The sequence below is a fragment of the Alicyclobacillus kakegawensis NBRC 103104 genome, from assembly GCF_001552655.1.
Classification (GTDB): Bacteria; Bacillota; Bacilli; order Alicyclobacillales; family Alicyclobacillaceae; genus Alicyclobacillus_G; species Alicyclobacillus_G kakegawensis.
Map to the genome: position 1 here is coordinate 46,495 of NZ_BCRP01000014.1, position 26,441 is coordinate 72,935.

The following is a 26,441-nucleotide window of genomic DNA, read 5'->3' on the forward strand; positions in this document are numbered from 1 at the left end:
AAACATGATATAAACAAGAAGAGGAGGGGGATAGAAGTGGGAATTGCATCTCGACTCTTCCATAAACAGAACCATGCTCGCGCGACGCGGCGCTGGTTGATGCGCTGCGCCGCCGTTTGCCTCTCGGCCGCTGTGGCCAGCGGCTGCGCGGCGTCACCTGCTTCGAGCGCGGGGAACGCCGCGACGTCCTCGTCCATGGCCACCACACAAACGGCCCGGCAATCGTCCGATCCGCACGCTTCCCAGGGGAGCCAATCTGCGCACCCCCACGAGGCCAGCGCAACCCACCAAAACCCGGCCAAGGCGTCTTCTAACACGTCCAGCCACCAAACCGCCACGAGCGTGCCGAAAGAGCTGGTGCCCGCAGTGGTCTCCCGGGATGTGGACGGGGACACCATTCATGTGCGGCTGAACGGCAAGGACGAGACGGTCCGCATGCTGCTGATTGACACGCCCGAGGATGTCGATCCGGTCAAACCTGTGGAGCCGTACGGCCAAACGGCGGCCGACTACGCGAAGAGCCGCCTGCCTGTCGGCAAGCACATATACCTGCAGGAGGGCCACAAGGGCTACACGCGGGACAAGTACGGACGGCTGCTCGCCTACGTGTACATCACGCCGCACGACATGTACAACGAGGATGTGGTGCGCAAAGGCTACGCGCGGGTCGCGTACATCTACCCGCCAAACACCGACCACCTGTCGGCGCTCGAATCGGACCAGGCGTACGCCAAAGCTCATCACCTGGGCATTTGGAGCATCAAAGGGTATGTGACCGAGAGCGGCTACAACCTCTCCATCGCCTGCAGTTGGGCGGAGGCGCATCATGAATCGACGCGCGGGTGCAGCGGCCAAGCGTCTTCGGCGACGGCGAGTTCCAGCGCTTACAGCAGCGTAAGCAACATCAAGAACGGGACGAAGAGCGCATCAACCAGCAAAACCAGCGGCCTCAGCATCGTCTCGTCGCATCTGAGCGTGCATCGGGGCCAAAAAGCCAGCATCACCGTCCGCACGAAGCCGAAAGCCCTGGGCACCATCGAGGTCGACTACAAGAGCGGCCCCAGCAAGGCCAAGGGCCTCGGACCGAAATACGCCAACGCCAGCGGGCTCATCAGCTGGACGTGGACTGTCGGCACCAATACCACGCGCGGATCCTGGCCCGTCATCATCCGGGCGAACGGGAAAACGCTCAGGACCTACGTACACGTGTCGTGACGGACAAAACCGGCAAAGCCTCTAACTCAGCCCTCCGGTGGTGCGTGAGATTCCCGATAAGGCCATGGAGGGCTAGTGCCGACCCTTCAGAACGTTCAAGAGGCTCGCGTAGACCGACTTATGGGCCTTGTCCGAGCTTTCCAAGGTGCGCAGTTCATGGACAAAATCGGTGACCGCGGCGGGGCCCTGCTGGTGGTCCCAATGGTGGTCCTTGGCCAATTGCGCATCTGTTAAATTGAAGTAGGCGTAGGAGACGTCCTTGGGTCTGTCCCCGAGCGGGTCGTCCCAGGTTACGTCGAGCTGGTACCAACGCCCGTGCAGCTTCACCTCGTTCCACATGTGCGATCCGTCCGCGGTTCCCGTGATGATGCGCGTGGGGATGCCAGCGTCGGTCAGCATGCGGTACGCCAGCAGAGCGTATCCCTGGCACACCGCCTTGCCGCTGGCCAGAGCGTCGTAGGCTGTGTAGCGCGTGCCACCCACGTCATACTGCACATGCTGGACAATCCAATCGTGGATGGCCTTTTCCTTCTGAAAATCGAGCATACCCGGCTTGATGATCTGCCGCAGGATTTTGTGTACGCGGGTGTTCACGAACGCACTCTCCGCCTTCGACTCGCGGTACTTCACATAGAACCGCACCGTATCTTTGGAGGCCAGCCACGTGCACTCCACCGTCCAGCGGCTGATGTTCCAGTCGACGTACGGATCGGCCGCGGCGGCCGTGCGGAACGCCTGCTCCGCCTCGCCAACGGAGCGCAGATGAGGCCACGTGAGCGTGAAGGAACTAGCCCTTTGCTCCAGGTGTCGATAGATCTCTTTCTTGTAATTGGCAGGCGGGGCGCTCCCGTGCACCTGAGCCACATGGGTCGCGGTCTGCACCTTCATCGGTGCTCCATCCAGTACTTCCTCGTCGGACTGGCCGTCCGCTGGCATCTCCAGCTTGTGGGCAGGCAGAGGGAGTGACCCGGCAGAGCCGGTCCACTCCTCATGAGCCAGCCAATTGGCGAGCGGCTTCTGCCCCGCGAACGCCAGCCAGCCAAACAGCACCAACATAGCCACACCGCATAAAGACCCCAATCGGCGCACGAGAGAATGTCCCCCTTGCTCTCAGACCCTAATACGAGTTCGACTATTTGCGATTTTATTCTATCATCCCTTGGGGATGGTCGGCGAGAATGTGGAGGAGAATTGTTTATCGATAGTTGGCTCGACCGGTGGCCCATACACGAAGACGCTGAAAATGATTGCTGAGACCAACAGAAAGGCGACTGTGTGATCACCGCGAACGAAAGATATGGTCCAAAGCACCTAAAAACTCTTAAGTGCTTTGGACCACTGCACTGCATCTGTCACTGCGGTTATTGGCTGTGAAACAATGATCCTAACTTATCGGGTCAACGTGACCTCATGCCGGAGGCGCCTCGACATACGAACCGCTCACGGAAACGGAAGTTCCAGCAGTCAGAGCGTTGTTATCCGCGTCCTTCGTCAACGCTTGGGATCCTGCCGGTACAACCTTAACCGTGACAGATTGGTTGGTGTTAATTGGACTTGCAAGTGCAATATCAGCGTACGATGTGTCAGCTTCGGCAGCCACACTTGTTACACTTACCTGAGTGCCATTCACATATACCGCAAAGTCAGATCCGGTCGTGTCAACAGACACAGGTTCACTGAAGTGAACACGAATGCCCCAAGCCGACGTACTACCCGGTGTTGCCACAGCAAACTGCGCGGATTTCAGAACCGGTGCCGTATTGTCAAATAGAGAAACCATGTCCGTAAAGTCATTTGCATGGTTGGTCGAATCAGCCACTACACTTCCATCTGTTGCCACAACGTTCTTGCTGATGTCCAGCAGCTCTTGGGTATCGCTAGCAACGGAGTTGGCTGGAAGTGTAATGTAAACCACCTGCTTATTTCCGTAGAAAGTAAGTGTCGTACCAGTTGGCAAAGGCTGTCCGTCCAACGTGTAGTTCGAAGCAGTAATAGCACTATTCGTCATATCGTGACCAAAATTCAACTTGATCACATCGTGTGTAGAACTATCAACCGTAGGTTGAATGTAATTTGTAGGTGCACTGTATACAGCCGACACAGTAGCCGCTACGTTGGAAATATGGTCAGTCGCGTCTTCTACCGCACCCTTAGCGATCGATACGTTATACGTTCCCGCGGTTGGAGCTTCGGTTAGAGTAATAACAAGGTCCTTACCGGAAACGGTCGCCGACGAGATAGGCTGTACCACATCATCTTGCGTCACAGTAATGTCGCTGGTCTGTGCACCGTAGGTGCCGTCGAGAGTTTCATTAAACGGAATGACCAGTTGGCCACTACCGTTAAAGTAGGCTCCCCCAACGACTTGAGGACCGTTGGCTGATAGAGTTACGGTGCCATTGTACTCCGCTCCGACAAAACCGTTATTATCCTCATAACCTGTGATATCGACACTCAAAACCGCGGAAGTTGCACCAGAAGCATACACCGGATTGCCCGGGTCGTCGCCAACCGTTACCTGATAGTCAGTAGAATCAGTCTCAGTAATATTTACATTCGTGAAGGTATGGGATCCTTCTTTGACCGTTACGGTCGGGTTAGCCGTAATAGGCTCGCTAAATTTTACGTTAAACGTGTACTTAGAAACAGGTGTGACACTTACGACGCTCGGTGCACTACTATTTGTTGTTGCCGTATAGCTACCAGTTAGTAATGTAGCCACGTTCCCAGCGGTATCGGTAGCGTTGTAGATTGTCACGGTATGGGTACCGGCTGCTAACAACGCCGCATTCGCACCCGTCAGTTCAGGGGTCAGAACGCTGTAATCGCCAGGTGTTCCGTCCACCGTCACATTAGTCGTGGAGCCATCAGCCACTACGATGCCATCAATCTTGACGGTCATCGTTTCAGTTACAGGCTTATTAAAGGTCAATTTAACCTTGTCACCAACGACTGAAGCGCTAACCAAGGACGGAGCCGTAGTGTCATTAAAGACCTGGGTCGCACCGGTGTAAGGAGTGACGAAATTGAAGTTGGTATCAAGTACACCCTGAACATCAACTTCATAGGAATTCCCGTTGCTCAAAATCGGGCTTTCGACACCGGTCGAATTGTCGTCAACGGACAAGATTACCGTTTCCTTATCGGGCTGCAATGTTGCCGTCAACGACTTCCCGGAGGGAACAGACAGGGCGGAACCATTCACCCTGACAGTATAGTTGCTCGGATCCTCAGCACTCGCTTGGTCTACAGGCTTGTTAAACTTCACAACAATTTCGTTGGCGTTAATAGCATTCACCGACGAAACCGCAAGCTGAGCATTGTAGGTCACATAGATGCTCTGCTTCTTGGTATCAACGCCGTTGGTGGCCACAGCAGTAATGGTGTTCTTGCCTTCACGCAGCGTCAGGTTGAAGTCCGGGCCACTGCCGCTCTGAAGCTTACCGTTGAGGTACAATTTGACGGACTTCTCATTGCTGTTCACGGTGACCTTCTGAGAGGCCGTTGTGACAACTTGCCCGTCGCTCAGGCCGGTGATGCTCACACTGGGCTCTCCGAGCGTGACATAGATGCTCTGCTTCTTCGTCTCCACACCATTCGTGACGACAGCGGTGATGGTGTTTTTGCCATCGCGCAGCGTCAGCTTGAAGGTCGGGCCATTGCCGCTCTGCAGCTTACCGTTCAGGTACAACTTGACCGACTTCTCGTTGCTCTTCACCGTCACGGTTTGCGAAGCCGTCAGGACGGTCTGGTTATTGCTCAAACCGGTGATGCTCACGGTCGGCGCCGCCGGCTGGGTCACAGTCACCTTGTACTTGTGCGACACGCCGTTCGCCGTTACGGTGAAATAGGCGGTTCCAGCCTTGTGGCCGGTGATGGTCACCGTGGCCTGCCCCTTCGCGTTGGTCACAACGTCGCCAGGAGAAGCCGTGGCGACACTCCGGTTAGAGCTCCGAAAGGTCACCAGTGCCCCCTTGATGGGCTTGTTGTGCGAATCCTTGATGGTGACCGTGAACTTCTCGGTCTTTGTCACCATAATGCTTTTCAGAGTTGTCGCCGATTCATGCGCGACTTTGGTCGTGTTGTAGTGCGTGGTTGCCGCGTATGCAGACATAGGTGCGGCCATGGTACCGAGTACTACGGATGCTGCCGCGATGCCCTTCAATGCACGCTTCAAGTGCGTTCCTCCTCCTTGACTACTTCAAAAGATGCAACTCTTGAAGATTGATTACGGGATGGTGACAAGTCACCAAACGCACCCGTTTCTGTCTCCTGCAAGCCAGCTTGGGGCTTCGTCTCCATGGCACACCAGCGCGCCATGTCTCCGCCCCGGCGCGCTTGCGCCGCGCGTCTCAGAGTGCCCTCCAAGCAATCTCACAGGAAGGCATCCCTCCTTTCAATGCAAAACGTGCTGCGCGCGCCAATACTTACCCCCCCTCTTCTATTTTCACTCTGCCGAGTAAACATGGTAACGCAGATATAGATACCCATATCACATAATATGCATATACGACAAGACTCTCAAATCTCCTTGTCGCGGGCAAAAAAATCACGACGCTTTTCGCCCTTTTTTTCACACATACTTGGAAGTGTATCTAAATCTACGGATCCGGAGGAAAAGCTTGCTGCCGTTTTATTATACTGATGATAGTCAATTTGGTAAAGCGGAAAATCAAGATTATAGGAGATAAAGCAGATAAACGCGAGACCGCGGCGGCATGGAAGCCCTGGCCGCCATCTCGCACAACTGAATTGCCAGACTCCTGCTCTGCCACATAAGCGGCGGCCGCCGCCCGAGTGTTTTGCAGATGATTCAGCCCCCACCCTATAATGGGTGCGGGGGGATGGAAATGTGCGGACGGTTCACGCAGGCGTTTGAGGATTGGTCGGAAGTGCTGGCGTATTTTCAGGTGATGGCGGACGGGTTCTCCTGGCCGGTGCGCTACAATGTCGCCCCGACGCAGGACGTCCCCGTCATCGTCGCGGACGGAAACCGGCGCCGCGTCGGCCCCTTGTCCTGGGGGCTCGTGCCGCGGTTTGCCACGCCCAAACGACCGCCCGTCCGCCCCATCAACGCCCGCGCGGAGACCCTGCTTGACAGCCGCTGGTTCCGTCCGCTTCTCGCGCGCAGACGTTGCGCCGTCCCCGTCGATTCGTTTTACGAGTGGCGAAAGGACACCAAACAGCCCTTGCGCATCCGGCTCCGCCAGCGGCCGGTGTTCGCCCTTGCGGGCATCTACGACACGTTCACCGGTCCGGACGGCCGCAAGGTCTCCTCCTTCGCCATCGTGACCTGCGCGCCCAATGAATTCATGGCTGCCATCCACAACCGCATGCCCGTCATTCTGGACGATTCGGCATTGGCAGCGTGGCTGGACGCGGGGCTGACCGACGCCGATGTGGCCGCGTCGCTGCTGCGGCCTTCGCAGGAGGAGATGGCAGCGTACCCGGTGCACCCGCGCGTCGGCAACGTGCGCCACGACGACGCCGCGCTGCTGCAGCCCTATGACCACCATGGGCAGGGCCCGGAAGGAAGCCAGACCACGTTGGGCCTGCCCTGACCGGCGGATTGCCTAAAGCTTGGGCACTCCGCCCTGCCGCACCCGCGCGGCGCGCCAGTCGCCGCCCGCCACCTCCGCAAACCCGGCGGAGGCCGCTGCATCCGCGTACACGTACACCTGCGCCTCTATCTCGCCCGCCTCCGTCTGCACCGGCATCAGCACACGGTTGTACAGGTTGTCTTCCCCCGGCCCGCGATACTCCTCAAGTTCGTCCAGGCGCACCAGGACGTCCGCGGTGACGTCGTAGACTTCCCCGTGCGTCCAGGCCTCCGGGTCTTCCAATAGGGCCGGATATCCTTCGCCAGTGTCGTACAGCCGCCCCCGCACCCGCGCCTGCCTCGCCACGAGTTTCGATCCGGCCAGCAGGTGGTGGTTCTGCCCATGTTCTCGTAAGGTTCCGTATACGAACACCAGCATGGCGGCCCTCCCCTGCTGTGTGGCGCACATCCACATGCCTGTGGGACAACCGATGCGCGGTAATGTTCTGTCAAGCGACTTACATTCACCATTTGTGCCTGGAGAGTGACGATTGGTTATGTGAACAGGATGTGGCGCGACTCTTGCACCCAGGCATACAACTCTCGGTTCATGCCACCAACTCCTTTATGCTAAAATATCATATTTTTGCGACCGCCACAGCCACAGGCGTCTTACGCCCGTCTGCCCCGCTGCCCCAACACATCCAGCGCAAGGATGGCCAGGAACGCGACGAGCGCCAAGAGCGGGGGCGTGATGAACCCAAACACCACAAAGTCCGGGGTTGCGCAGGATACGGGAGAGGTGCAAGAAGTGCTGGTGCTCCACGCAGGCACCATTTGTATCAGGTAGTGGTACAAGGAAACACACCCGCCCACGGCCGCAAGCGGCATGGTGTACGGGCGGGACGGGATCCGCCTCGCCCACGACACCAGGGAAATCAGCGCGATAGGATACATGCAAATCCGCTCGTACCAGCACAAATCACACGGTAGCCAGCCGAGGCCCAAGCTCCAGTACAAGCTGATTCCGCAGGCCACCACCGAAAGGGCCAAGCGGAGAAGCGCCCACCTGTCCATCGCCATCCCCCCGATGCCATGCTCAACGGATCCCACTCACGCAGTGACACGCTGGTCGTACAGGCTCAAAGGGCACTTGGATTCTCCCGTCCCCGCCTCGATTCCTCCCGTCTATCCGCCCAGCGCGCGTACCAAGCCGTCAAAATCGGCACCAAAATCGCCGTCACAATCACCGCCGCGGCCACCTGCACCGTGGCTGTCGCCGCTATCCCCTTGTACGCTGGGTACACCGCCGCGACGGCGACCGGCACCGCAGCCGCGTTGCCCGCTGTGGACGCCGCCGCCATGCCTCCCACGCCAGAACCGCCCGTAACGCGGTCGAGCAGGATCAACACAACGCCCGTTATGACCACCACAGCGAGACCCAGGATGATGCCGGACGCGCCCGCCTGAACCACGTTCGCCAGATTGATGCCAAAACCAAGCGCCAGGGAGAACAGCGGGATGAGCACGTCCTGCCCTTTGCTTAAAAATTGTCGCATTTCCTCATCCAGGTTGCCGAGCACCATGCCAATGATAAGCGGCAGAATGGCATAGACGAACGCCAGCAGAGGGAACGAGGCCAGACCGGCCACACCCAGGATGAGCATAGTGAAAAAGGGCCCCGACTCCAAGGACATGATGGAATACGCAGCGACATCTTCGACCCGCTTGCCGATCTGGCCCATGAGCGCCATGTACAGGCCCCCGTTGGTGTCGCTGAACGCAGCCACAATGGCCAGGGCGGACAGGCCGAGCACCAGGTGGTTCTGATCTGACGCCACGTATTTAATCAACAGCCCAATGACAGCCGCTGTCAAGATCTTGCCAACCCACAGGGCGACGCCCTTCTTGAGGATGTACCCAGCCGAACGAAACTGGATGGTAGCCCCGAGGCAGACGTAAAAAGCGGCCAACAGCGCGAGCGTACCGGTGAACAGGCCGCCGGTGAAGGAACTTGTGAACACCGTGTTATCCCCGAGGTTCGGGAACAGGGTGCGCAAAATGGCTCCGATAAGCAGCGGAATCAACATCATCCCGCCCGGCACTTTGTCAATGGCACGTTTGATTCGCAAGGAAATTCCCCTCCACTCCGTCTTATCCCGCACTTCCGGTGAGAAAATCGGCCGCCACCTGGATGGCCGCAATCATGCTCCGTTCGCGCGCGACGCCGCGTCCGGCGATGTCGAAGGCGGTCCCATGATCAACCGATGTCCGCAGAATCGGCAGGCCGAGGGTGACATTGATGCCGGTGTCAAACCCCAGCATTTTGATGGCGATGTGCCCTTGGTCATGGTACATGGCAATCACGGCGTCGAACTCGCCGCTTGCCGCGCGCGCGTACACAGAGTCCGGCGGCAGCGGCCCCGTCACCTGCAGGCCCTCCGCCCGCGCCTGGTCGACCGCGGGTTGAATCTGGCGCTCGTCCTCGTCGCCAAACAGCCCCCCTTCGCCAGCGTGGGGATTGAGCCCAGCGACGGCAATCTTCGGATTGGGCAAGCCAAACTGTTTCAACGAGGCCGCCGTCAGCCGGATGCGCTCCAAAATCCGCTCCGTGGTCGCCATCTCGATGGCCTGGCGCAAACTCACGTGGGTGGTCACGTGCACCACACGCAGTCCTGCGTTCACCAGCATCATGGCGGAACTGGCCGATCCGGACAACGCCGCCAGCGCCTCGGTGTGCCCGGGATACTTCACCCCCGCCAGCTTCCAGGCCTCCTTGTTGATGGGCGCGGTGCAGACGGCGTCCACCTGCTTTTGCACGGCCAACTCCACCGATTTGCGCACATAATCAAACGCTGCCTGCCCCGCCTCGCGCGTAACCTTGCCCCACGGCAGTCCAGCCGGGACGTTGGCGAGATTGAGGACGTCGATGGTACCCGCCGCGAACGCGGCCTCCTCCACCCCCTGGATTTCCCGCAGCTCCGGCGCTCCATTGGGGAAACGCCCCGCTTCCTCAAGAATCTGGCCGGCCTCGCGCAGGCGCCCCAGGTCACCGATGATAAGCGGCCGTACACGTTCCCGGCACTCTGGTGCGTATAGCGCCAGCAGGCTGATTTCCGGCCCAATACCCGCCGGGTCTCCCATCGTCACGGCAACCAACGGTTTCGTCATGACACGTCATCTCCACTTTGGTTGTTCATGTTGCGCAAGAACCGCACCGCCCGCAGCAGCGCGTCCGGATCGCCAAACCCTCCTGCCTTCGTCACCATCCACGTGCGTCCGTTCTCGGTCTCCACCGTGTTCCAGGGGATCCCCGTCGTCACCTCTCCCCCGGGCCACAACGCCCGGGCCCCGAGCGCTTTGCACAGCGCCAGCGCGGTATCCCCTCCGGTGGCGACAAACCCCACCGTCCCACCGGCCCATCGCTCGGACCACACCCTCGCCGCCGCTGCCAGATCCGCTTCCAATCGCCGGTCCCCCCTATCCAACCTCTTGAGGCCGAGACGGAGGGCCACCACCGGATGACAGGTTTGGGCGAGGGCGCGCTGGGCGCGCTCCATCTCCCGCTGCCGGGCCAGGTCGTCGGCCAACAGGGCGGGATTGAGTTCAATCACCGGGGCGCCCGTCTCCCCGGCCATGACTTCCAGTTGTTCGTGCGCCGCCGGGTTGGCACTGCCCACCACCACCAGTACCCTGTCGCAACCGACCGCGGGCAGCCCCCGGTCGCGCGCTTCGCCATCCATGGGAGTCAGCCAAAGGCGCGGCAGCTGTTTTGCCAGCCCGGCGGACCCGCACAGGAGGATGTCCGGCCAATCCGCAAACGCCTCCGCCACGGCGCGCAGGTCTTGATCTTCGGTGGCATCCGCCACCACAATCCGTTCCCCGGATTCCAGGCGGCTCATCCAGGCCAAAATCGCATCCAGGCCGCTGCGGACAATCGCCAGCGGCAACTCTGCCACCGGCAAGGAGGTCGTCTCCGCGAGGACCTCGCGGATTCGGTCAGACCGGACAGGGTTGCGCGGATCCCGGCCAAAGGCGGTCCGGTGCACGGGAACCCCGGCGACGGTCAGGCGTCCGCCCTCGACCTGCCTGCCGTTCGCCGGAAAAGCCGGGGCGAGGACGGCCACACGGCGCCCCAGCCCCAACAGCGCGGTCTCAATCTCCAGGCCGAGGTGGCCCCGCAGGGTGGAGTCGACCTTTTTGTACACGCGTCCGCCGGAAACTCCTGCCGCAGCCTGATAGACGCGGCGCCGGGCCTCCGCTGGTGGGAGGCCGCGGGTCTCGGTGTCGGCTACCTGCACCACATCGGCACCCAGTTGAGGCTCCCAGGGCTGGTCCACATCCAATCCGACGCGCACCCTGTACCCGCCGACCTGAAAGTAGTTGGCCGCATCCGCAGCCCCGGTCAGGTCATCCGCCAGGATGTGGACGCGCGCGGACGCCTTCTGTCCTTCCAACATGCCTCGCCGCCTTTCACTCGCTCTCCCCGCCCCCCTGCGGATGGATTTCCACGATGGGAACACCGCATTGCTCCACGATTTCGCGGTAGGGCGCCGGAATAAAATCGGTGATGAGCAGGTCGACCTGGGTCAACGGCGCGTACGCGTCAAGCCCCGCATCGCAGAATTTATGGTGATCCACCAGCAGGATGGACATCCCCGCAGTTTCCATCGCGGCGCGCTTCACAGAGGCGGTCAGCGGATTGAAGTTGTACAAGCCACGGCGCACGTCCACTTTGGCGGAGGACAGAAAGTACTTGTCCACCCGCTGGTGGCGGAAGTAAGCGTCCGTCTCGCTGCCGAACACCGCTGCCATTTCCGGCACGTACCTACCCGGCGCCAGGTGCACGATGGCGCCGCGACGCGCTGCCGGCTGCAGCACCGCCAGCGAATTGGTATAGACCAGGACTTCGGCCGGCAAATGCGGACACATCAGCGCGATGGTAGATCCAGAGTCCAAAGCAATCACGTCGGTGGGCTCCACCATCTGCGCCGCACGCGCCGCAATCTGTCGCTTCGCCACCAGGTGCTCACGCGACCGCACGGCAAACTCCGGGCCGTATTCCGTGTCGATGCGCATCCGCAGGTTCCGCCCCGCCTGGTTCGGTTGGTAGTTCAGCTCCTCCGCCGCCTGCCGCACGCGCGCAGCCAATTCCTCGTCGACCGTCGGCACACCGTTGAGCACCCGCGACACCGTCGCCACAGACACCCCCGCACGCGCCGCCACATCCCGAATCGTCACCATGCCCATCACCCCTGGGAATACGATTACAGAAAACGTATTCTCATAAAGTAATACAACACGGGCGGCACGTTGTCAAACCAGAAACGCCCCCGTGCTCTACGAGTGCGGGCACGGGGGCGATGGGCGATGAGCGCATGACGGCTATATGACGGCTATATCACCGGTTCGCCATCTTTGAGCAGCAACTGCCCGTCCACATATACCGTCGGCTTCCGAATCACACCGTCCAAATGCACGCCGGCTTGGACCGTGCCGCCAAAAGTAGCGTTGCTGCCAAATGCGACATGGATGGTCCCGTAGGCCTTTTCGTCTTCGAGAATGACACCGGTCAAGCGCGCCTTAGGATTGGTGCCAATCCCCAATTCGGCCACATTGCGCGCTTCGCGGCTGTCGCCGAGTTTCTCGAGCCACTCCCCCGCCCTGTCGCCTTCCGCCTCCACAAGCAATCCGTTCTCGACGACCAGGCGCAAGGGGCTGTTCAGGAGACCCAGGCCGACCATGGACCCGTCGACAATCAGCTCCCCTTCTCCTGATCCCTCGACCGGCGCGATATACGCTTCCCCGGACGGCAAATTGCCGGATTGACCCGGTTCCCTGTAGATTCCCGTGCTTGGGATTCCGCATCTACCGGCGATGCTGCACTCAAACACCGCTCCATCCTTTTCGACGCGGACGTGTCTCCCGCCCGTCAGGATATCCGCAACCCGCTGCGTCAGCCGTTCAACCTCCGCGTAATCGGCAGTAATGGGGCCATGCTCAAACATGTCGAGCGTGATTCCAGGCATGGTGGCCATGCGCGCCCCCGCCTTCACCGCGTCCTTTCTCGCCTGGGTATGGGTCAGAGAGTGCAGGGTCGGGCAGACCACCACATCGACTAGCCTCATCGCGTCCGCCACCACGGCCGGCGGTTCCTCGCCACTTCTCTGGCGGGGCGCCATCTCCATGAGAATCGATTCCGCGCCCAGCTTGCGGCCGGCCTCCACCAGCGCCGCGCAGATCTCTGGCCGCGTCCCGTCGGACACGACCAACAACGTCTCTGATGCGGCCAAACCGAGACACTCAACCAGAATCCGACCCCCGGTGGTGACCAACTTATCGAACACAGGTTGCAATCTTTCTCCCCCTCGCACGGTTGGAATCGCGTCGGTTTAAATGTAACCGGAAAGCCCAGCAACATTATCAGGTAGGCCCTTGTAACCTATACATGGTGCTTTAGGGCCGGTGGTGCCGTGGAAGACCTCAGCACGATTTCCGAGTTTAAGACAATCTGTGTAGGCATCTTCCGAACACCATCCATCCGTTCGAGCAACAACTGCGCACCAAGCGATCCGAAGTTGTAGGTTGGCTGAATGGCCGCAGTTAGTGCCGAGTCAACGGAAGCCAGCTCGTCAGTGTTGCCAAAGCTCACAATGCTGAGATCATCCGGTATGCGGATGCCAAGCCGACGCATGGCGCGAACGGTGTGAGCATATTGGAACATGTTGGCCACAAACAAGGCGGTCGGCGGATTGCTCATGGAAAATAGGTCGTCAGAACGACAACAAGAATACTTCATTGTAACGTGGAATTTTAGCCTCCTAAAGGCCCTGGAGAAAAAGTTGCTTTTTGCTGATTGAAATAGGCGCAGTCGGCCCATCATGCGGGAATGGTCTGATAGGTCACAAAGGGGAGAAGCCGCCCCTCAGGGAGGCTTCTCCTTTATTTTGCTATGAATGAAATTTTCCCACGGCATCTGCCGCTGTAGCTTGTCAGGCGGATCATAATCAACAGACTCAATGGCTTCTCTCCGTTGGCGATCTCACTCTCTATCCTTGCGGGAGAAGTCATGTGTGCAGTTCATCATATATTATCATTGACAATATTATCATCATGTATATACTCATGAGCAGGAGGCGATTGGAGTGAATATCGAAAGCGTAATCCTCGGCTTTTTGATGGATGAGCCAATGAGCGGTTATGACATCAAGCGAAAGTTTGACATGTCGGTTTCAAACTTCTTCGAGGCGACATTCAGCGGTATTTACCCGGCATTGCGGAAGATGGAGAGCGCGGGGTTGATTACAAAAGAGGTCGTCATCCAGCAGGGAAAACCGAACAAAAACGTATTCGCCATAACAGAAGCCGGGAAAGAGGCTTTTTTTGCGTACCTGGAAAGTCCCTCACGGGCCACGGTGGTTCATTCCGACTTTTTGATCCGCTTCTTCTTCGGCAAACATGCTTCAAAAGAACAACTCCAACGATGGATTTTGGATGAACGAAACCGGATCGAAGAAAATTACAGGAAATTGCTAGAGACGAAAGAATCCGTGTACGAGCACCTGACTCCGTTTGAAGCGTTGACCCTTGATTATGGTATCGCCCACACAGCCTTTTCATTGGAATGGCTCCAGCTGCTCGCACGCGAAAGTGGCATGGAGGTGTGATCCGATGGCGAAGACAAACCAAGGATTTGGCATCGTGGCTCTCATGTGTTTAGGCATATTTGTTTGCATGATAGACACGACCATCATGAATATCGCCCTCCCTGCCATTCAGGACGATCTGCACGCCTCCTTGGAAACGATGTCCTGGATGCTGAACGTCTACACCATGTCAATCGCTGTCCTTTCCATCCCTCTGGCGCGTGTGGCCGAGATTTTTGGAAAAAATAAATTTTTTATTCTTGGGACGTTCCTTTTTGGAACGGGATCCGCTCTATGCGGGCTGGCCAACAGCGGCGAATGGTTGATTACAGCCCGGTTTGTGCAGAGTATCGGAGCTGCCGTTCTGATGCCTGTCAGCATGATTATCGGCGTGAGTGCGGTCCCTGTCAGCAAGCGCTACATAGCCCTCGCGACACTGGGCAGTACCCAGGGACTCGCCGCAGCCTTGGGTCCCGCGGTTGGCGGATTCCTGACTCAAATCGCCGGCTGGCCCTGGGTGTTTTACGTGAACGTGCCCATCTGCTTGACCGCCATTTTGCTCGGGCTAATAAAGTTGCCGCTGCGCAACGAAGATCGCACTCGCGTGAAACTGGACTTCCTAGGTGTCCTCCTGTCCAGCCTCTCTGTTTTTTCTCTAACATTCGTGTTGGTGAGAGGCAATGATTGGGGCTGGACCAGTAGGTTGGCTTGGGTCTGTTACCTGGTGGCCTTTCTCTCATTGGTTGCGTTCTTGATTGCAGAGCGCAGGGTGGCCAATCCTATGGTAAATTTATCCCTGTTCCGCAATCGCCAATTCGGGGCAGCCACCCTGGCGATGGTGGCCGCAACCGTTTATATGGTGGGCGTCACGGTGTTGCTTCCGCAGTTTTTGACACGGTTCCAAAACAAAACGGAGTTGCAGGCAGCCCTTTTGATCACCCCCGTTTCAGCAACCATATTCTTCATCGCACCGATTTCCGGCACAATCGCGAATAAAATTGGAAACTTCCTGCCTGTCCTGTTCGGGTTTATGTCGCTCGGATCGGCGTATTTCCTGCTTGAGACGCTCACCATACAGGCTTCCACTTTGCATCTGGTGCTGATTGCTATGCTGGTCGGAGCTGGGTTCGGTCTCGTGATTGGTCCAGCAAGCACTACGAGCGCAGCAGATTTTGAGGGCGAGATGCTGACTGCCGCACAAAGCGTGACTCAGATGTTTCGACAGATTGCGGTCGTCCTGGCTGTAGCGATATCCGTCTCGGGCTTAACCCACTACCTCTCTGTCCAACAAAGAGAAGTCATGCATTATGCGAGCGACAGAGCCAGTGAATTGAACGTTCCGGATTCCGTGAAATCCGCCGTTCTCCGAGAGTCAAAGACTCGAATTTTGAGCTCCACATGGAATTCCGGCGGCGAAAATCCACCATCCAGCTCCGTGCTGCCCAAGACTGAACGCCAAAAGATGATTGCGGCCGCTGTGGACAAAGTCCTCTCCGGCATGCCGCCGGACACCCGGAAGCAAGCGAGATCGAGGGTCGTCGAACGGGTGACTCAACAGGTGGATGCTGACCTCCAAAAGTACAAGCAACAAATGGACGCGTATTCATATGACCTGGAACATCAGGCTGCAGAATTGATGTCGGCCTCGTTTTCAAAACTGTATCGGGCTGGATTCCCGATTGTTCTGGCAACCATCATGGTTTCCTTCTTGTTTTTGGGAGGAAGAAAAGCAGAGGGCGCAAAATAGATGACTTGCGTCATAATATCAATTGAACTTGAATTTTCATGGCTATCAACGTATGTATAATGCTAGTGGGAGGTGGATTCAGTGAAAAAGGCACCTTTTATGGCAATAGTACCAACAGCCATGGTCGTAACGACAGCATGGGCTCCACAAGTTAGCGCTCATCCAGTCTACATGTCAGAAAGCCACCAAGTGTCTTCTGTCCGTGCGAGTCAAGTCGCGTTGCCCAGCGGGACAGAGAGCTCAAGCAATTGGGCCGGATATGTGGTTACGCCAGCTAAGGGTTCTACTGGATATACAAGCATAACAGGTAGCTGGGTTGTCCCTAAGACTACAGGTTCGCCGTTTTCCCTCGGTTCGCAGTGGATAGGGCTCGGCGGGGTCAATTCCTCCGATCTTCTGCAAATGGGAACCATTGAACAGCTTGTCGGACGCCAAGAAGTTGCCACGTTGTTTTGGGAGCAGCTCCCGGCCAGTGCGCAGAATCTCGTCACAGTACCTGTTGGATCTGAGGTTCAAGCCAGCATTTCTTCGGACAATGGTTCGAACTGGTCTTTGAAATTTCATGTTGTTGAACCCAATCATAAGACACTGGACAAGCAGGTCTCTGTGAACCTAAGCAGTGACTATGCCGCCGGTATCGGGACCTCCGCGGAATGGATAAGCGAAGATCCTTCTGGCCTAAACGGGCAACTCTATCCCCTCGCCAACACCGGGACGGTACAATTCAGCCAAGATGAAGCGAATGGTCAACCTATTAACGCTGCTGGAAACCAGGTGCATCCTATTGCACTGATAAGTTCGTACGGCCGCGTTCGAATCGCTCCGTCGGCACTCTCGTCCGGAGGTACATCGTTCTCAACCATAAGTATAGGCAACCAGGGCCTGTTTGGTTGGAACAGCCGCAGGGAAAATCGGTTTCGAATCAAAAGCCATTCGCATCTTGCCTCGGCTCAGGCGATAGCCAGAGGATGGCACTCAATCCGATAGTCTTCTAGCAGGAAAACGAACTTTGGCGTTCCAACGTCAGCAGGTCTGGACAGGTATGCTAAAAGCCGGCGGAGCAGGCGGTTCTCGCCGGCTTTTGGTTGTTTACATGTTTTCCGTGCTCCGCCCTCTCATCCAGCTCGAAGCAGGCTTGTACTCATTCGCTTCCCTTATCCTGCTCCGCGTCCGAATCTTCCCTTCTCTCTTCATGATTCCCCGCTGACCCGGATGGTCCTCCGCGTTCCTCGTCCCTCATATGTTCTTTTTCGACTTTACGAGTCTCACGAAGGTCAAAGAATTCGATGAACTCGTTCCTGACCAATTCGATGGCTTTTAGTTCCCCACTGAGAACCTGGTGTATAGCTTGTAATTCTGGTTGGGCCAGTTGCTGAATGAGCGTCTCACGCTTGACATCCAACCTCTGCAAAAACTCAAGCGCACGCCCACGGCGAAATGTTTGCGCCCCATGATGCTTGTGTCCGTGATGTTCTCCATGTCTCATTTAGATCCCCTCCATGAAATAAATGTACTCAACTCTTTGTATATGAATGTATGCAAATGAATACAAATTGTCAACATGTAGTTTGGGCGGTGACAAGACAGCCACCACGGGACCCGCACAGGGTTCCGTCGATGACGTTTGCGCAAGGGCGCTCATCCATCATCTCAAGGACCTGGACGCATTTCTGGATGACGCCCATCGCATACTGACCTCTGGTGGTAGCTGATCATACAACACACCCCCCTGAGGACGTGAACCTGCCTGGTTCACCACAGCACGTGAGAGGTTATTTCTTTGAGATGAAGAGGAGCTAAGGGAGTTGATCACTTTCATTGGAGAAAGGGCAACCAGCAATGAGCGTATCATCGAAACGGATAGGTGGACCGGTCCGTGTCAAGTTCCGGTAGGTGGGACCTCAGCGTCAGCATTCATGCAACCGTGAACGGAGACCGTACCAGCTCCCGCAGGACGTACTTGAATCTCAATAAGCACGGTATGGGCTCTCGGTATGAACGGCTGCTTAAGCTCGAAGAACGAGCACATGCGAAAGCCATCGAGCTAACGCGGGAGCAGGTGGCCATGGCTGGCGCATAAAACAACCGGCCGAGACGACACACATCCCGACCGACTTCGATTACGTTTAGTTGAGGTTGCGCCGAATTTGCTCTGCTTCTTCCTTTGACAGTCCTGTAATTTCCACCACATCATCGACGGATGCACCTTTGCGAAACATCTTTTGTGCCACCTGAACAGCTTTCAGGTGTTCACCCTTCTGAACTCCTTCCTGAAGCCCTTCTTTACGCCCCTTTTCCAATGCTTCTTGCTCAACTTCCTGTACAAGTTCACGAACGACATCCGTCATCCTCATCGTCTCCTTTAGGAGCTGTTTTTGCGTTCCTCTGGTGTTGCGTCCTTCAAACCACGTTCAATCTTGAACAACCTGTTGCAATACTCAAGCCCAATCCTGGCCGCTGTCGGTTTTTTCCGTTCCGCGGTCGGCAGTGCTTTGAGTGCCTCGTCAAACTTTCGCCTCGCGTGTGCCCAGCAACCTACCAGGGTTACGTTCTCGATGTCGTGGTATCCGCTGTACCCGTCCACATGCAGGTACCCCGTAAATCCCTCCAGAAACCTCCTCGGGTGCTCCTTGGAACGGGTCTCCTGATAGTCAAACAGTACGATGGGCGGACCATCCCGAGCGCTGCGGTACAGCCACATGTACGAGTCCGATTTGGCTGCCCGCCCCGGTTCGTGCAGCACCTGCAGGGTTGCGGTCCCGTGCTTGTCACACGGCCGGCATGCGTACATGTGTTGCACATGTTCGACAACGACTGTCTGTGCCGGGACGTGCTTGAGTTCTCGACGGATCTCAACGCCCATCTCGTCCATGACTTCGCCGCAGCACGGGCAGATACGCTCTTCCTCCGACAAGGGGTATTCAATCCGCTCCACCGGTAGACCTGCCAGCACGGCATCCCGTTGGCCCGGATGTTTCTTGCGCCGCTGGGATGTGACCGTTTCGACCGTGGGTTCCTCTGCCTCCGGTTGTGCCTCCGCCTCGGCCTCGTTGAACACCAGGTCCAATCGAACCTGCTCGTCGGTCGTGCGTTCGCTGGATGTTCCGAAATGCCGATGGCGGGCCAAGCGAAGTTCTTCCAGCAGCAGATTGACCTGCTTCTTCAGCTCCGCATTCTCGCGCTCGAGTGCCTCGTAAACACTGCTGCAGGGATTCGAGTTCATTTGTCGTTGCCGTCGCTGTGTTTGCCATGCCTACTGGTTCGACACGACAGCCGCGAATCCCTTGCGGGATGGGCGCAGAGCGTCGATCTCTTTAGCAGGCTCAAACCACCCGCCTTGCGGAGACTTTCGAGTGGGCCTTGCACTGGGACAGAGGGAGTCCGTCCAGCAGCCAGCCCAGTTCCCGGCGGCCAATGACGACGATTTTCCCCGCTCCCGTATCGGGTCACTCAAACCGGCCGCGTTCGAGGCGGCGGTAGTAGAGCCAGAAACCGTTGTGCTCCCAGTAGAGGATTTTCAGTTTGTCGCGCTTGCGGTTGCAGAACGCGAAGATGCGGAGAGAAAACGGATCTAGCTCGAAGGACTCCTGTACCATCACGGCCAGGTTGTCGATCGATTTGCGCATGTCTGTGCTGCCGCAAGCCAGGTACACGCGCTGCTCCGGCCCAATGCTCAGCATAGAGACGCCAGTGTGCGCACGACGTTTCGCAGCAGGTCCGGGTCGTAACCTGGCGAGACTTCAACAACCGCTTCACCCACGCGGATAGACAGCGACTTGCCCGTGCCTTCGACTGAGCCCTGGACCTCAACGGGAACAATATGAACCGGGGGGCTTACCGGCTTTGCCTTGAATTTGCTGACCCAGTACCACAACTAATGCTCCTTGACCCCATGCGCGGCGCACCAAGCAGCGCCGGTCAGACCACTGACTCGGAAATCTGCCACCCGGTCACGCCACAACGCTCGATGCTCTGCCAACTCCGCCTTTGTCACACGTCTCCCTCCCAGGCATTCGGTGCTGGAGACATCTTCTCGCGGATTCAGTGCGGCCGCCAGATGTGCAGTATGTTACGCTTACCCACATATGAGCGAGACAAACGGTCGCAAGCCGAATCGACTTTTTCTAAAGTCGTGATTCTTAGTACCGCGGGTCGCTCATAAAGCTCGCTCACGTTTTTCTCTCGGAAGGAGAAATGCAAATATGAATGCAAGTGCGATGAACCCGATGGACCACCAGAAAGTATTGTCAAACGCGCTGGATTGTGCTGTGATACCAGACACTCCATGAGCGGTGAGTTGATGATCAAGGATGACTGCAAACACGGCGGCGCCGAATGCGCCGCCAAGCTGTTGCGCGATTCGGGTCGCAGTGCTCGCGTGGGGGATCTCTTCTTTGCGCAGTCCCTGAAACGCGGAAGACATCACTGCAATGTTTGCTCCACTCAGACCGATGCCGCGCACAATCAGGGCTGCGGCCAGGAGAAAGGAATTGGTATGGGGTCCTGCTAGAGCGAATGGCAGTGTGCCAATGACACAAAGAGCGCTGCTTAGCAGTACCACCAGTCGTGGACCGCGACTGTCGCTCAGTTTACCGGCCCAGCCACGAGATAGCAGCGATCCTACACCTTGGGGAATCAGCATGAATCCAGCCGTCAGGACGCTTTTTCCGCAAATCTGCTGATAGTACAGCGGCAACAGCAGCATAGCCCCGTAAGTTGCCAGCCCCGTCAGGAAGAGCAAAACAGAAGCGCCGGTGAAAGAACGGATGCGAAACAACCGCAGATCGACGAGCGGCGCAGATCGGGTGGTCAAGGCATAGACAATGAACGCGATGAGCAGTACTGCGCCGATAATCAACGGAACACAGACATCCCACTTGGCAAATCCACCTTGTGATCCCACTTGGCCAAGGCTGTACAACAGTGCAACCAGAGCGGGGGATAGCAGCACGAATCCGATGACATCAAGTTTCTGTTTTTGTTGAGCAGGTTGGTCAGCAGGTAAACCAATCCACGCCAATATAAGCGCTGCGATACAGATGGGGACGTTGACGTAAAAAATCCAGCGCCAGCTTAAATCGTTGACGATGATTCCGCCAAATACCGGGCCGAGAATCGGTCCTAATAACGCCGGCAGGCTGATGATGGACATCAGACTTCCTAATTTGCGGCCACCGGCGGCTTGCATAATCATCGTTGTCAGCATGGGAATCATGATGCCACCACCAAGGCCCTGCAGCACTCGGAAGGTGATCAAACTAGCAATGTTCCACGATAGCGCCGATAGAATCGATCCCATGAGAAACAGCGCTAGGCCCATCATCCACATTCGCTTGTTGCCGAGCCGTCCAGCAGCCCAACCTGTGATGGGAATGATCATACCCAATGCCAGTAGGTAACCTGTCATGACCCATTGTATGGTCGAAATAGGAGCATGCAGGTCGCTGCTGAGCGAGTTTAAGGCTACGTTCATGATGGTGGTGTCAAATAGCGGGGCCAATCCACCTACGATTAGGATGATCGCGATTTTAACAACGGCGGGATCTAGGCGTCCGGCTGTTGGCTGATTCGCCACGGGTACGTTCTCTCTTTTCACACTCATTCTCCTTTCGAATATGCCTCCCCGTAAGATACGAAACGTATCGTATCCTAATGTAGGTATGATACACTAGATGAATAAGGAACGCAACGTATTCAAAGGGGAGAATGGACATGCTGCAAGATCATCACGAAGGCGAGACTGTCCGTTCACAGGACGACAGGGATCGGCATACCGGAACACGGAGGCGCGGCGATGTGCTGGAAGCCGATATTCTGCGTGCTGCCTGGGACGAACTTCAGGCGGTCGGTTATACGCGGTTGACCATGGAAGGTGTGGCCGCTCGCGCGAAAACGAGCAAAGCGGTCATCTACCGGCGGTGGGCAAATCGGGCTGAATTGATCCTAGCGGCCATGCGTTTGCGGGGACCCATACTTTCTGGAGAAGTGCCGAATACGGGAAGTTTACGCAGTGACGTGCTTGCATTGCTGCGTCGAGTCGAGGCTCGTTTACAGGAAGTGGGTATCAAAACCATACATGGATTGATTGCCGAGGTCATCAGCAGCGATTCGCCGCCTGCACTGCCTGATCGGAAGGTCGCCCAGGATACAATGCAGGTCATCTTGAAACACGCGGCTGAGCGGGGAGAAGTCGATCTCGACAAGATCACACCGCGGATCATGACGCTGCCGATTGATCTGATACGTTACGAGATCATTGCCACGAATCAACCGCTATCAGAAAGTGCCATTATCGAGATTGTCGATGACATTTTCCTACCGCTGGTTTGGGATGGGGGGACGGACTGAACACCTAGGCGCCTAAATTGAAAACTGATACAACTCTTCATCTGGGTTTATGTTTGAAATAGAGGAGGTTCTTATGGCACTGCGTCCGCACGTTAAGTCTTTTCTTGAGTCGATTCCTCCGGAGGACACTACATCGATACTGAATGTTGTGGAATTGCGTCACAATCAAAAGTCGAGAAGTGTGCCTCTTGATCAGAGGCCCCCTGTTTGGAAAATTGAAGATATACTCGTCCCCGGGAATGGGCGGGCAATCCCCATTCGTATTTATACACCCAACATGCAACACAAACTTCCACTTCTTGTATATTTTCATGGTGGAGGATTCTGCATCGGAAGTCTGGAGAGCCATGACCTGATATGTCGTCGCTTGGCCAATGAGTTGGGCTGGAAAATCATTGCTGTAGATTACAGACTCGCTCCAGAAAATCCATTTCCCGCAGGCGTAGAAGATTGCTACGCCGTTACACAGTGGTGTAGTATAAATGCTTCCTCGTTGGACATTAATTCCTCAATGATAGCCGTAGCGGGAGACAGCTCTGGCGGGAATTTCGCAACGGTTGTGACTATGATGGCACGTGATCGAGGAACACCTTTCATCTACAAACAAGTGTTGATTTGTCCTAACACGGAATATTACCAGTCTCATATTCCGACGAAATATGGATCCTACATGGAATGCGGCTCAAAGTATCTCACCACCGAGCGAGGTATCAGTCAGTTTTGGTCATGGTACATGCCAAATGTGAACGAAGCTCATCATCCATACGTATCCCCCATGGAAGCACAATATTTATCGAATTTACCGCCTGCATTGATTCTGACTGCTGAATACGATCCCTTAAGGGATGAAGGAGAAGCGTACGCACGTAGGCTCCATGAATCGGGTGTGTCCGTTCGGTCAATTCGGTACGAGGGTACGATTCACGGGTTCTTGGGGCTATTTGCGGATGAAGAGGAAAGTAAACAAGCCTATTCGGCGATAGCGCATTTTCTCAAGGAGAACGGTGAGACGAGAGATAATGAGTTATCGCCTAACGGGGGAAAATATTGAATAAGCTCTCACCCCCACCGATGAATTGCGGGCATACCATGTGGTACCCGGGTTGCAGGCGGCTGCCGCCTTGGCAATCGCCTCGATATTCACCCAGAAAGGACCCCAAAAAATCATTCGGGGGACGAAGATTAGCAATTGATTTGCAATCGACCGCTATACGACTCTGTGTAAAAAAGTGGCACAGGCCGAGAACCCGTGCCACGCTTGGCTTTTCTGGTGCACCCGGAGGGACTCGAACCCCCGCAAGACGCGGTTTAGGAAACCACCGCTCTATCCGGCTGAGCTACGGGTGCATATCCACACCATCCATGAACCCACGGTCGCCCGCACATCGCGAATCCATGTCACAGCGGCGGTGCGCCCCTGGTCCGTACCGTTACCTCTCGTCTCGTCGTTACCCTACGCCTTTACATTATACAAACCCACCTGGCAAAAGACAAAGGAAACTTTTCCGCCGCAGCTGCCAAAATCCGCCGAAACTCTGCCACAAGTCCGCCGCACTCGCCACCCAAGAACACCCAAATCCCCCACAATCCCACAGCCACACAATCCGACAAGCCGCCGTCAAAACCTCACCGCCCGCATGCACACCCCATCCTGCCCTGCCGCGTGCTCTGGCTTCACTTTCGCATCCCCCGTACCAGGCGCAGCAGCCGGGGCGTCTCCACGTCCCGCAGGGCCATGCGCACGAACCCGTCGTGCGTCTGCAGTTCACGGATGCCCAGCCGGATGCCAAACGGCTGCAGAATCAGCGGCACGTTCAGGCGCAGCGCTTGCTGCAACACCTCCACCCCGTCCGGGGCGTCCTTGACCGCCTCCCGCAGCTGGCGCTCAATGATGGCCGGAGGAATGGACACCAGTTTGTGCGCTGTGACCTCGATGGACACCTCCTCCGCGCTCGGGCTGCACGGTCTGGCGACAAAATCGACGTTCCAAAATAGGAAGCGCAGCTGGCCATGGATGCCGAGGCGATCAATCCCCGTTATCACCAGTTGGCTATCCGGGATGAACTCGCGCAGCAGTTCGTTCAAATCGTCGACAGTAAAATCAAGCGTGATGTGTGTGATGCGCACTGCCAGAGACCACCTCGGTCTTTCATGCAACAGTCAGGATTTCTCGGCCCGCGGCTTTCCGTCCACAGACCCGCCGCTAGACCCGCCGCCCGTCTCCCGCCCTGGGCGGGCATCGGCACCTGAACGCTGACGCTGCGTTCCCTCGTCCCTTGCAGCCCCACGCTGCGCCGCACCGCGCCCTGCAGACTCGCGCCGGTTTGCCGCGTCCCCTAAGCCTAAGCGCCGGCGTTGCGTTCCGTCGGCGCCAGAGCGCGGGCATGTGACCTGCCGCAGGCGCTGGTACGATTTGACCGCGATGAAAATCAGAAATCCGTAGCCCAGTGCCATCAGCATCGCGCCCAAGACCACCGCCGCCAGTCCCGTCGCCACGGCCACCAAGAAGAGGCCGAACAGGATAAGCGCAAAGGTGATGAACATGGATCGCCCAAAGGCGATCCGGTTGAGCGCCCGGTGCTGGATGGGTATGCAGACGGCCAGGCACACCACAAGCAGGAGGGCCAGCGCCGTCCACAGCCAGGTCATGCCCGATTCCCCGCCGGCGCGATGACGTCTACACCCATGTACGGCACGAGCGCTTTCGGGATGCGGACGCTGCCGTCGGCCTGCTGGAAGTTCTCCAATATGGCGGCCACGGTGCGCCCCACGGCGAGGCCCGACCCGTTGAGTGTATGCACAAACTCGGGCTTCGATGACTCGTCGCGGCGAAAACGCAGGCTGGCTCTGCGCGCCTGGTAATCCTCAAAGTTCGAGCAGGAACTGACCTCCCGGTACCGCCCCTGCGCAGGCATCCACAGTTCCAGGTCGTACTTCTTCGTCTCCTTGTCGCCCAGATCGCCGGTGCAGATGCTGACGACCCGGTACGGGATTTCCAGTGCCTCAAGAATGTCCGCGCAATCCTGCACCAACGTCTCCAGCTCCGCGTACGAATCCTCCGGGCGCACCAGCTTGACCAGTTCCACCTTCTGGAACTGGTGCAGGCGAATCAGCCCGCGCGTGTCCTTCCCGGCAGATCCCGCTTCCGACCGAAAGCACGCGCTGTACCCGGCAAACTTCACCGGCAACTGCGAGGCGTCGAGAATCTCCTCCCGGTAGTAGTTGGTGAGCGGCACCTCGGCGGTCGGAATCAGGTAGTACGGCAGACCCTCCAGCTTGAACATGTCCTCGCCAAACTTCGGCAGCTGAGCCGTGCCGGTGAGGCTGTCCTCGTTAGCGATGAACGCTGGGAACATCTCCTCGTACCCGTGCCGGGCGACGTGGAAATCGAGCATGAAGTTCGCCAGGGCGCGCTCCAGCTTCGCTCCCAGCCCTTTGTAAATCACGAAGCGCGATCCGGTCACCTTGGCGGCCCGTTCGAAGTCGGCGATGCCCAAGTTGACCGCCAGTTCCCAGTGCGGCTTCGGATCGAAATCGAAGCGCGGCACCTCACCCCAGTGGCGGATGGGGACATTATCCTCGTCCGTTTCCCCGTCCGGCACCGACTCGTGAGGCAGATTCGGGATGCGCAGGAGCTGGTCCTGCACCGCCGCCTCGTGTTCGCGCACCTCCTCGTCAAGCTGCTTGATGCGCTCGGCGACCCGCTTCATCTCAGCGATGTCGGCGCTCGCATCCTCGCCCTGTTTCTTCTTGCGCGCGATGGCCTCCGAGGTCCGGTTGCGGACACTTTTCAGCCGCTCCGCCTCGGCCAGGGCCTGGCGCCACTGTTCGTCTGCGGCGAGCAGGTTGTCGATGACCTCCGGACCCACGTTTCTGCGCTTGAGTCCCGCCTTGAATGCGTCCGGGTTGGTGCGAATGGCGCGAATATCAAGCATAGAGTTAGCGT

Annotated in this window: 26 protein-coding genes, 1 tRNA gene and 1 pseudogene; 8 read left to right on the forward strand and 20 right to left on the reverse strand. The window is 57.4% G+C overall.

Features of this window, described 5'->3' with window-relative positions; all coding sequences use genetic code 11:
- Positions 1–36: 36 nt before the first annotated feature.
- Complete coding sequence (locus AK2_RS11400) at positions 37–1,215, forward strand: thermonuclease family protein (protein ID WP_067934464.1); 1,179 nt, start codon at positions 37–39, stop codon at positions 1,213–1,215.
- A 72-nt stretch (positions 1,216–1,287) separates the two neighbouring features.
- On the opposite strand, the gene AK2_RS11405 is transcribed toward AK2_RS11400, so the two are convergent.
- Positions 1,288–2,304: a transglutaminase domain-containing protein gene (locus tag AK2_RS11405; RefSeq protein ID WP_067934466.1), complete on the reverse strand. Its 1,017-nt coding sequence runs from the start codon at positions 2,302–2,304 to the stop codon at positions 1,288–1,290.
- A 319-nt stretch (positions 2,305–2,623) separates the two neighbouring features.
- Positions 2,624–5,392, reverse strand: a complete 2,769-nt coding sequence (locus AK2_RS11410; protein WP_067934468.1) for an Ig-like domain-containing protein — start codon at positions 5,390–5,392, stop codon at positions 2,624–2,626.
- Between the two features lie 673 nt (positions 5,393–6,065).
- On the opposite strand from AK2_RS11410, the gene AK2_RS11415 reads away from it, so the two are divergent.
- The gene (locus AK2_RS11415) at positions 6,066–6,776 is read left to right on the forward strand and encodes an SOS response-associated peptidase (RefSeq protein ID WP_067934470.1); all 711 of its coding nucleotides are present in this window, start codon (positions 6,066–6,068) and stop codon (positions 6,774–6,776) included.
- Between the two features lie 12 nt (positions 6,777–6,788).
- Here the strand turns inward: AK2_RS11415 and AK2_RS11420 are convergent, their stop codons facing one another.
- The 8 genes from AK2_RS11420 to AK2_RS11455 form a co-directional block, all read right to left on the reverse strand.
- Positions 6,789–7,193: a gamma-glutamylcyclotransferase family protein gene (locus AK2_RS11420; protein WP_067934472.1), complete on the reverse strand. Its 405-nt coding sequence runs from the start codon at positions 7,191–7,193 to the stop codon at positions 6,789–6,791.
- Between the two features lie 233 nt (positions 7,194–7,426).
- The gene (locus AK2_RS11425; protein WP_067934474.1) at positions 7,427–7,831 is read right to left on the reverse strand and encodes a disulfide bond formation protein B; all 405 of its coding nucleotides are present in this window, start codon (positions 7,829–7,831) and stop codon (positions 7,427–7,429) included.
- 65 nt (positions 7,832–7,896) lie between these two features.
- Positions 7,897–8,886 (reverse strand): 2-keto-3-deoxygluconate permease, encoded by a 990-nt coding sequence (locus AK2_RS11430; RefSeq protein WP_067934476.1) that lies wholly within the window; start codon positions 8,884–8,886, stop codon positions 7,897–7,899.
- Positions 8,887–8,908: 22 nt separating this feature from the next.
- Entirely contained in the window at positions 8,909–9,925 is a 1,017-nt protein-coding gene (pdxA, locus tag AK2_RS11435; RefSeq protein ID WP_067934478.1) for a 4-hydroxythreonine-4-phosphate dehydrogenase PdxA, read from the reverse strand.
- A complete protein-coding gene (locus AK2_RS11440) occupies positions 9,922–11,214 on the reverse strand; it encodes a four-carbon acid sugar kinase family protein (RefSeq protein WP_067934480.1) in 1,293 nt (430 codons plus the stop codon). The genes pdxA and AK2_RS11440 overlap by 4 nt, the downstream gene beginning before the upstream one ends.
- 13 nt (positions 11,215–11,227) lie before the next feature.
- Positions 11,228–11,998: a DeoR/GlpR family DNA-binding transcription regulator gene (locus AK2_RS11445; protein ID WP_067929348.1), complete on the reverse strand. Its 771-nt coding sequence runs from the start codon at positions 11,996–11,998 to the stop codon at positions 11,228–11,230.
- Positions 11,999–12,150: 152 nt separating this feature from the next.
- Entirely contained in the window at positions 12,151–13,101 is a 951-nt protein-coding gene (locus AK2_RS11450) for an aminopeptidase (RefSeq protein WP_067934528.1), read from the reverse strand.
- Positions 13,102–13,196: 95 nt separating this feature from the next.
- Positions 13,197–13,637: a substrate-binding domain-containing protein gene (locus tag AK2_RS11455; protein WP_083521130.1), complete on the reverse strand. Its 441-nt coding sequence runs from the start codon at positions 13,635–13,637 to the stop codon at positions 13,197–13,199.
- A gap of 262 nt (positions 13,638–13,899) precedes the next feature.
- On the opposite strand from AK2_RS11455, the gene AK2_RS11460 reads away from it, so the two are divergent.
- The 3 genes from AK2_RS11460 to AK2_RS16555 all read left to right on the forward strand — a co-directional run bounded on the left by AK2_RS11460 (position 13,900) and on the right by AK2_RS16555 (position 17,134).
- Positions 13,900–14,421, forward strand: coding sequence for a PadR family transcriptional regulator (locus tag AK2_RS11460; protein ID WP_067934483.1), 522 nt, complete (start codon positions 13,900–13,902; stop codon positions 14,419–14,421).
- A gap of 4 nt (positions 14,422–14,425) precedes the next feature.
- Complete coding sequence (locus tag AK2_RS11465) at positions 14,426–16,147, forward strand: MFS transporter (RefSeq protein WP_067934485.1); 1,722 nt, start codon at positions 14,426–14,428, stop codon at positions 16,145–16,147.
- Positions 16,148–16,228: 81 nt separating this feature from the next.
- Positions 16,229–17,134, forward strand: coding sequence for a G1 family glutamic endopeptidase (locus AK2_RS16555; protein ID WP_083521132.1), 906 nt, complete (start codon positions 16,229–16,231; stop codon positions 17,132–17,134).
- A 154-nt stretch (positions 17,135–17,288) separates the two neighbouring features.
- Here the strand turns inward: AK2_RS16555 and AK2_RS17490 are convergent, their stop codons facing one another.
- Positions 17,289–17,633, reverse strand: a complete 345-nt coding sequence (locus AK2_RS17490) for a hypothetical protein (RefSeq protein ID WP_067934487.1) — start codon at positions 17,631–17,633, stop codon at positions 17,289–17,291.
- A 46-nt stretch (positions 17,634–17,679) separates the two neighbouring features.
- On the opposite strand from AK2_RS17490, the gene AK2_RS17820 reads away from it, so the two are divergent.
- On the forward strand, positions 17,680–17,859 hold the full coding sequence (locus AK2_RS17820; RefSeq protein WP_083521133.1) for a methyltransferase domain-containing protein: 180 nt from the start codon (positions 17,680–17,682) through the stop codon (positions 17,857–17,859).
- Positions 17,860–18,273: 414 nt separating this feature from the next.
- Here AK2_RS17820 and AK2_RS11480 read toward each other — a convergent pair whose 3' ends face one another.
- From AK2_RS11480 to AK2_RS11500, 5 genes and pseudogenes are all read right to left on the reverse strand, one after another.
- Positions 18,274–18,495 carry an Rpn/YhgA-type helix-turn-helix domain-containing protein gene (locus tag AK2_RS11480; RefSeq protein ID WP_067934492.1) on the reverse strand — a complete coding sequence of 74 codons (222 nt, stop codon included), beginning with the start codon at positions 18,493–18,495 and terminating at the stop codon, positions 18,274–18,276.
- 29 nt (positions 18,496–18,524) lie between these two features.
- Positions 18,525–19,370 (reverse strand): annotated as a pseudogene (locus AK2_RS16565) (IS66 family transposase); the annotation flags it as partial.
- 223 nt (positions 19,371–19,593) lie between these two features.
- On the reverse strand, positions 19,594–19,827 hold the full coding sequence (tnpB, locus tag AK2_RS11490) for an IS66 family insertion sequence element accessory protein TnpB (RefSeq protein ID WP_083521134.1): 234 nt from the start codon (positions 19,825–19,827) through the stop codon (positions 19,594–19,596).
- Between the two features lie 194 nt (positions 19,828–20,021).
- Complete coding sequence (gene tnpA / locus AK2_RS17920; RefSeq protein WP_439645098.1) at positions 20,022–20,141, reverse strand: IS66 family insertion sequence element accessory protein TnpA; 120 nt, start codon at positions 20,139–20,141, stop codon at positions 20,022–20,024.
- 162 nt (positions 20,142–20,303) lie between these two features.
- Positions 20,304–21,743, reverse strand: a complete 1,440-nt coding sequence (locus AK2_RS11500) for an MDR family MFS transporter (RefSeq protein WP_245632886.1) — start codon at positions 21,741–21,743, stop codon at positions 20,304–20,306.
- A gap of 110 nt (positions 21,744–21,853) precedes the next feature.
- On the opposite strand from AK2_RS11500, the gene AK2_RS11505 reads away from it, so the two are divergent.
- Complete coding sequence (locus AK2_RS11505) at positions 21,854–22,495, forward strand: TetR/AcrR family transcriptional regulator (protein ID WP_245632887.1); 642 nt, start codon at positions 21,854–21,856, stop codon at positions 22,493–22,495.
- Positions 22,496–22,568: 73 nt separating this feature from the next.
- Complete coding sequence (locus AK2_RS11510; protein ID WP_067934497.1) at positions 22,569–23,546, forward strand: alpha/beta hydrolase; 978 nt, start codon at positions 22,569–22,571, stop codon at positions 23,544–23,546.
- A 217-nt stretch (positions 23,547–23,763) separates the two neighbouring features.
- Here the strand turns inward: AK2_RS11510 and AK2_RS11515 are convergent.
- From AK2_RS11515 to serS, 4 genes are all read right to left on the reverse strand, one after another.
- Positions 23,764–23,842: transfer RNA gene (locus tag AK2_RS11515), tRNA-Arg, on the reverse strand.
- A 327-nt stretch (positions 23,843–24,169) separates the two neighbouring features.
- A complete protein-coding gene (locus AK2_RS11520; RefSeq protein ID WP_067934499.1) occupies positions 24,170–24,622 on the reverse strand; it encodes a hypothetical protein in 453 nt (150 codons plus the stop codon).
- 33 nt (positions 24,623–24,655) lie between these two features.
- Positions 24,656–25,144: a hypothetical protein gene (locus AK2_RS11525; RefSeq protein ID WP_067934501.1), complete on the reverse strand. Its 489-nt coding sequence runs from the start codon at positions 25,142–25,144 to the stop codon at positions 24,656–24,658.
- On the reverse strand, positions 25,141–26,430 hold the full coding sequence (serS, locus tag AK2_RS11530) for a serine--tRNA ligase (protein ID WP_067934503.1): 1,290 nt from the start codon (positions 26,428–26,430) through the stop codon (positions 25,141–25,143). Before serS ends, AK2_RS11525 begins: the two co-directional genes overlap by 4 nt.
- Positions 26,431–26,441: the final 11 nt, after the last annotated feature.

Bases quoted from the DNA above. Each gene is read 5' to 3' on its own strand.
- serS (WP_067934503.1), bottom strand. From the start codon at position 26,430: ATGCTTGATATTCGCGCCATTCGCACCAACCCGGACGCATTCAAGGCG.
- tnpB (WP_083521134.1), bottom strand. From the start codon at position 19,827: ATGCTGAGCATTGGGCCGGAGCAGCGCGTGTACCTGGCTTGCGGCAGC.
- AK2_RS11465 (WP_067934485.1), top strand. From the start codon at position 14,426: ATGGCGAAGACAAACCAAGGATTTGGCATCGTGGCTCTCATGTGTTTA.
- AK2_RS11510 (WP_067934497.1), top strand. From the start codon at position 22,569: ATGGCACTGCGTCCGCACGTTAAGTCTTTTCTTGAGTCGATTCCTCCG.
- AK2_RS11420 (WP_067934472.1), bottom strand. From the start codon at position 7,193: ATGCTGGTGTTCGTATACGGAACCTTACGAGAACATGGGCAGAACCAC.
- AK2_RS11455 (WP_083521130.1), bottom strand. From the start codon at position 13,637: ATGATGGGCCGACTGCGCCTATTTCAATCAGCAAAAAGCAACTTTTTC.
- AK2_RS11415 (WP_067934470.1), top strand. From the start codon at position 6,066: ATGTGCGGACGGTTCACGCAGGCGTTTGAGGATTGGTCGGAAGTGCTG.
- AK2_RS17820 (WP_083521133.1), top strand. From the start codon at position 17,680: ATGTATGCAAATGAATACAAATTGTCAACATGTAGTTTGGGCGGTGAC.
- pdxA (WP_067934478.1), bottom strand. From the start codon at position 9,925: ATGACGAAACCGTTGGTTGCCGTGACGATGGGAGACCCGGCGGGTATT.
- AK2_RS17490 (WP_067934487.1), bottom strand. From the start codon at position 17,633: ATGAGACATGGAGAACATCACGGACACAAGCATCATGGGGCGCAAACA.
- AK2_RS11480 (WP_067934492.1), bottom strand. From the start codon at position 18,495: ATGACGGATGTCGTTCGTGAACTTGTACAGGAAGTTGAGCAAGAAGCA.
- AK2_RS11445 (WP_067929348.1), bottom strand. From the start codon at position 11,998: ATGGTGACGATTCGGGATGTGGCGGCGCGTGCGGGGGTGTCTGTGGCG.
- AK2_RS11505 (WP_245632887.1), top strand. From the start codon at position 21,854: ATGGACATGCTGCAAGATCATCACGAAGGCGAGACTGTCCGTTCACAG.
- AK2_RS11525 (WP_067934501.1), bottom strand. From the start codon at position 25,144: ATGACCTGGCTGTGGACGGCGCTGGCCCTCCTGCTTGTGGTGTGCCTG.
- AK2_RS11440 (WP_067934480.1), bottom strand. From the start codon at position 11,214: ATGTTGGAAGGACAGAAGGCGTCCGCGCGCGTCCACATCCTGGCGGAT.
- AK2_RS11425 (WP_067934474.1), bottom strand. From the start codon at position 7,831: ATGGACAGGTGGGCGCTTCTCCGCTTGGCCCTTTCGGTGGTGGCCTGC.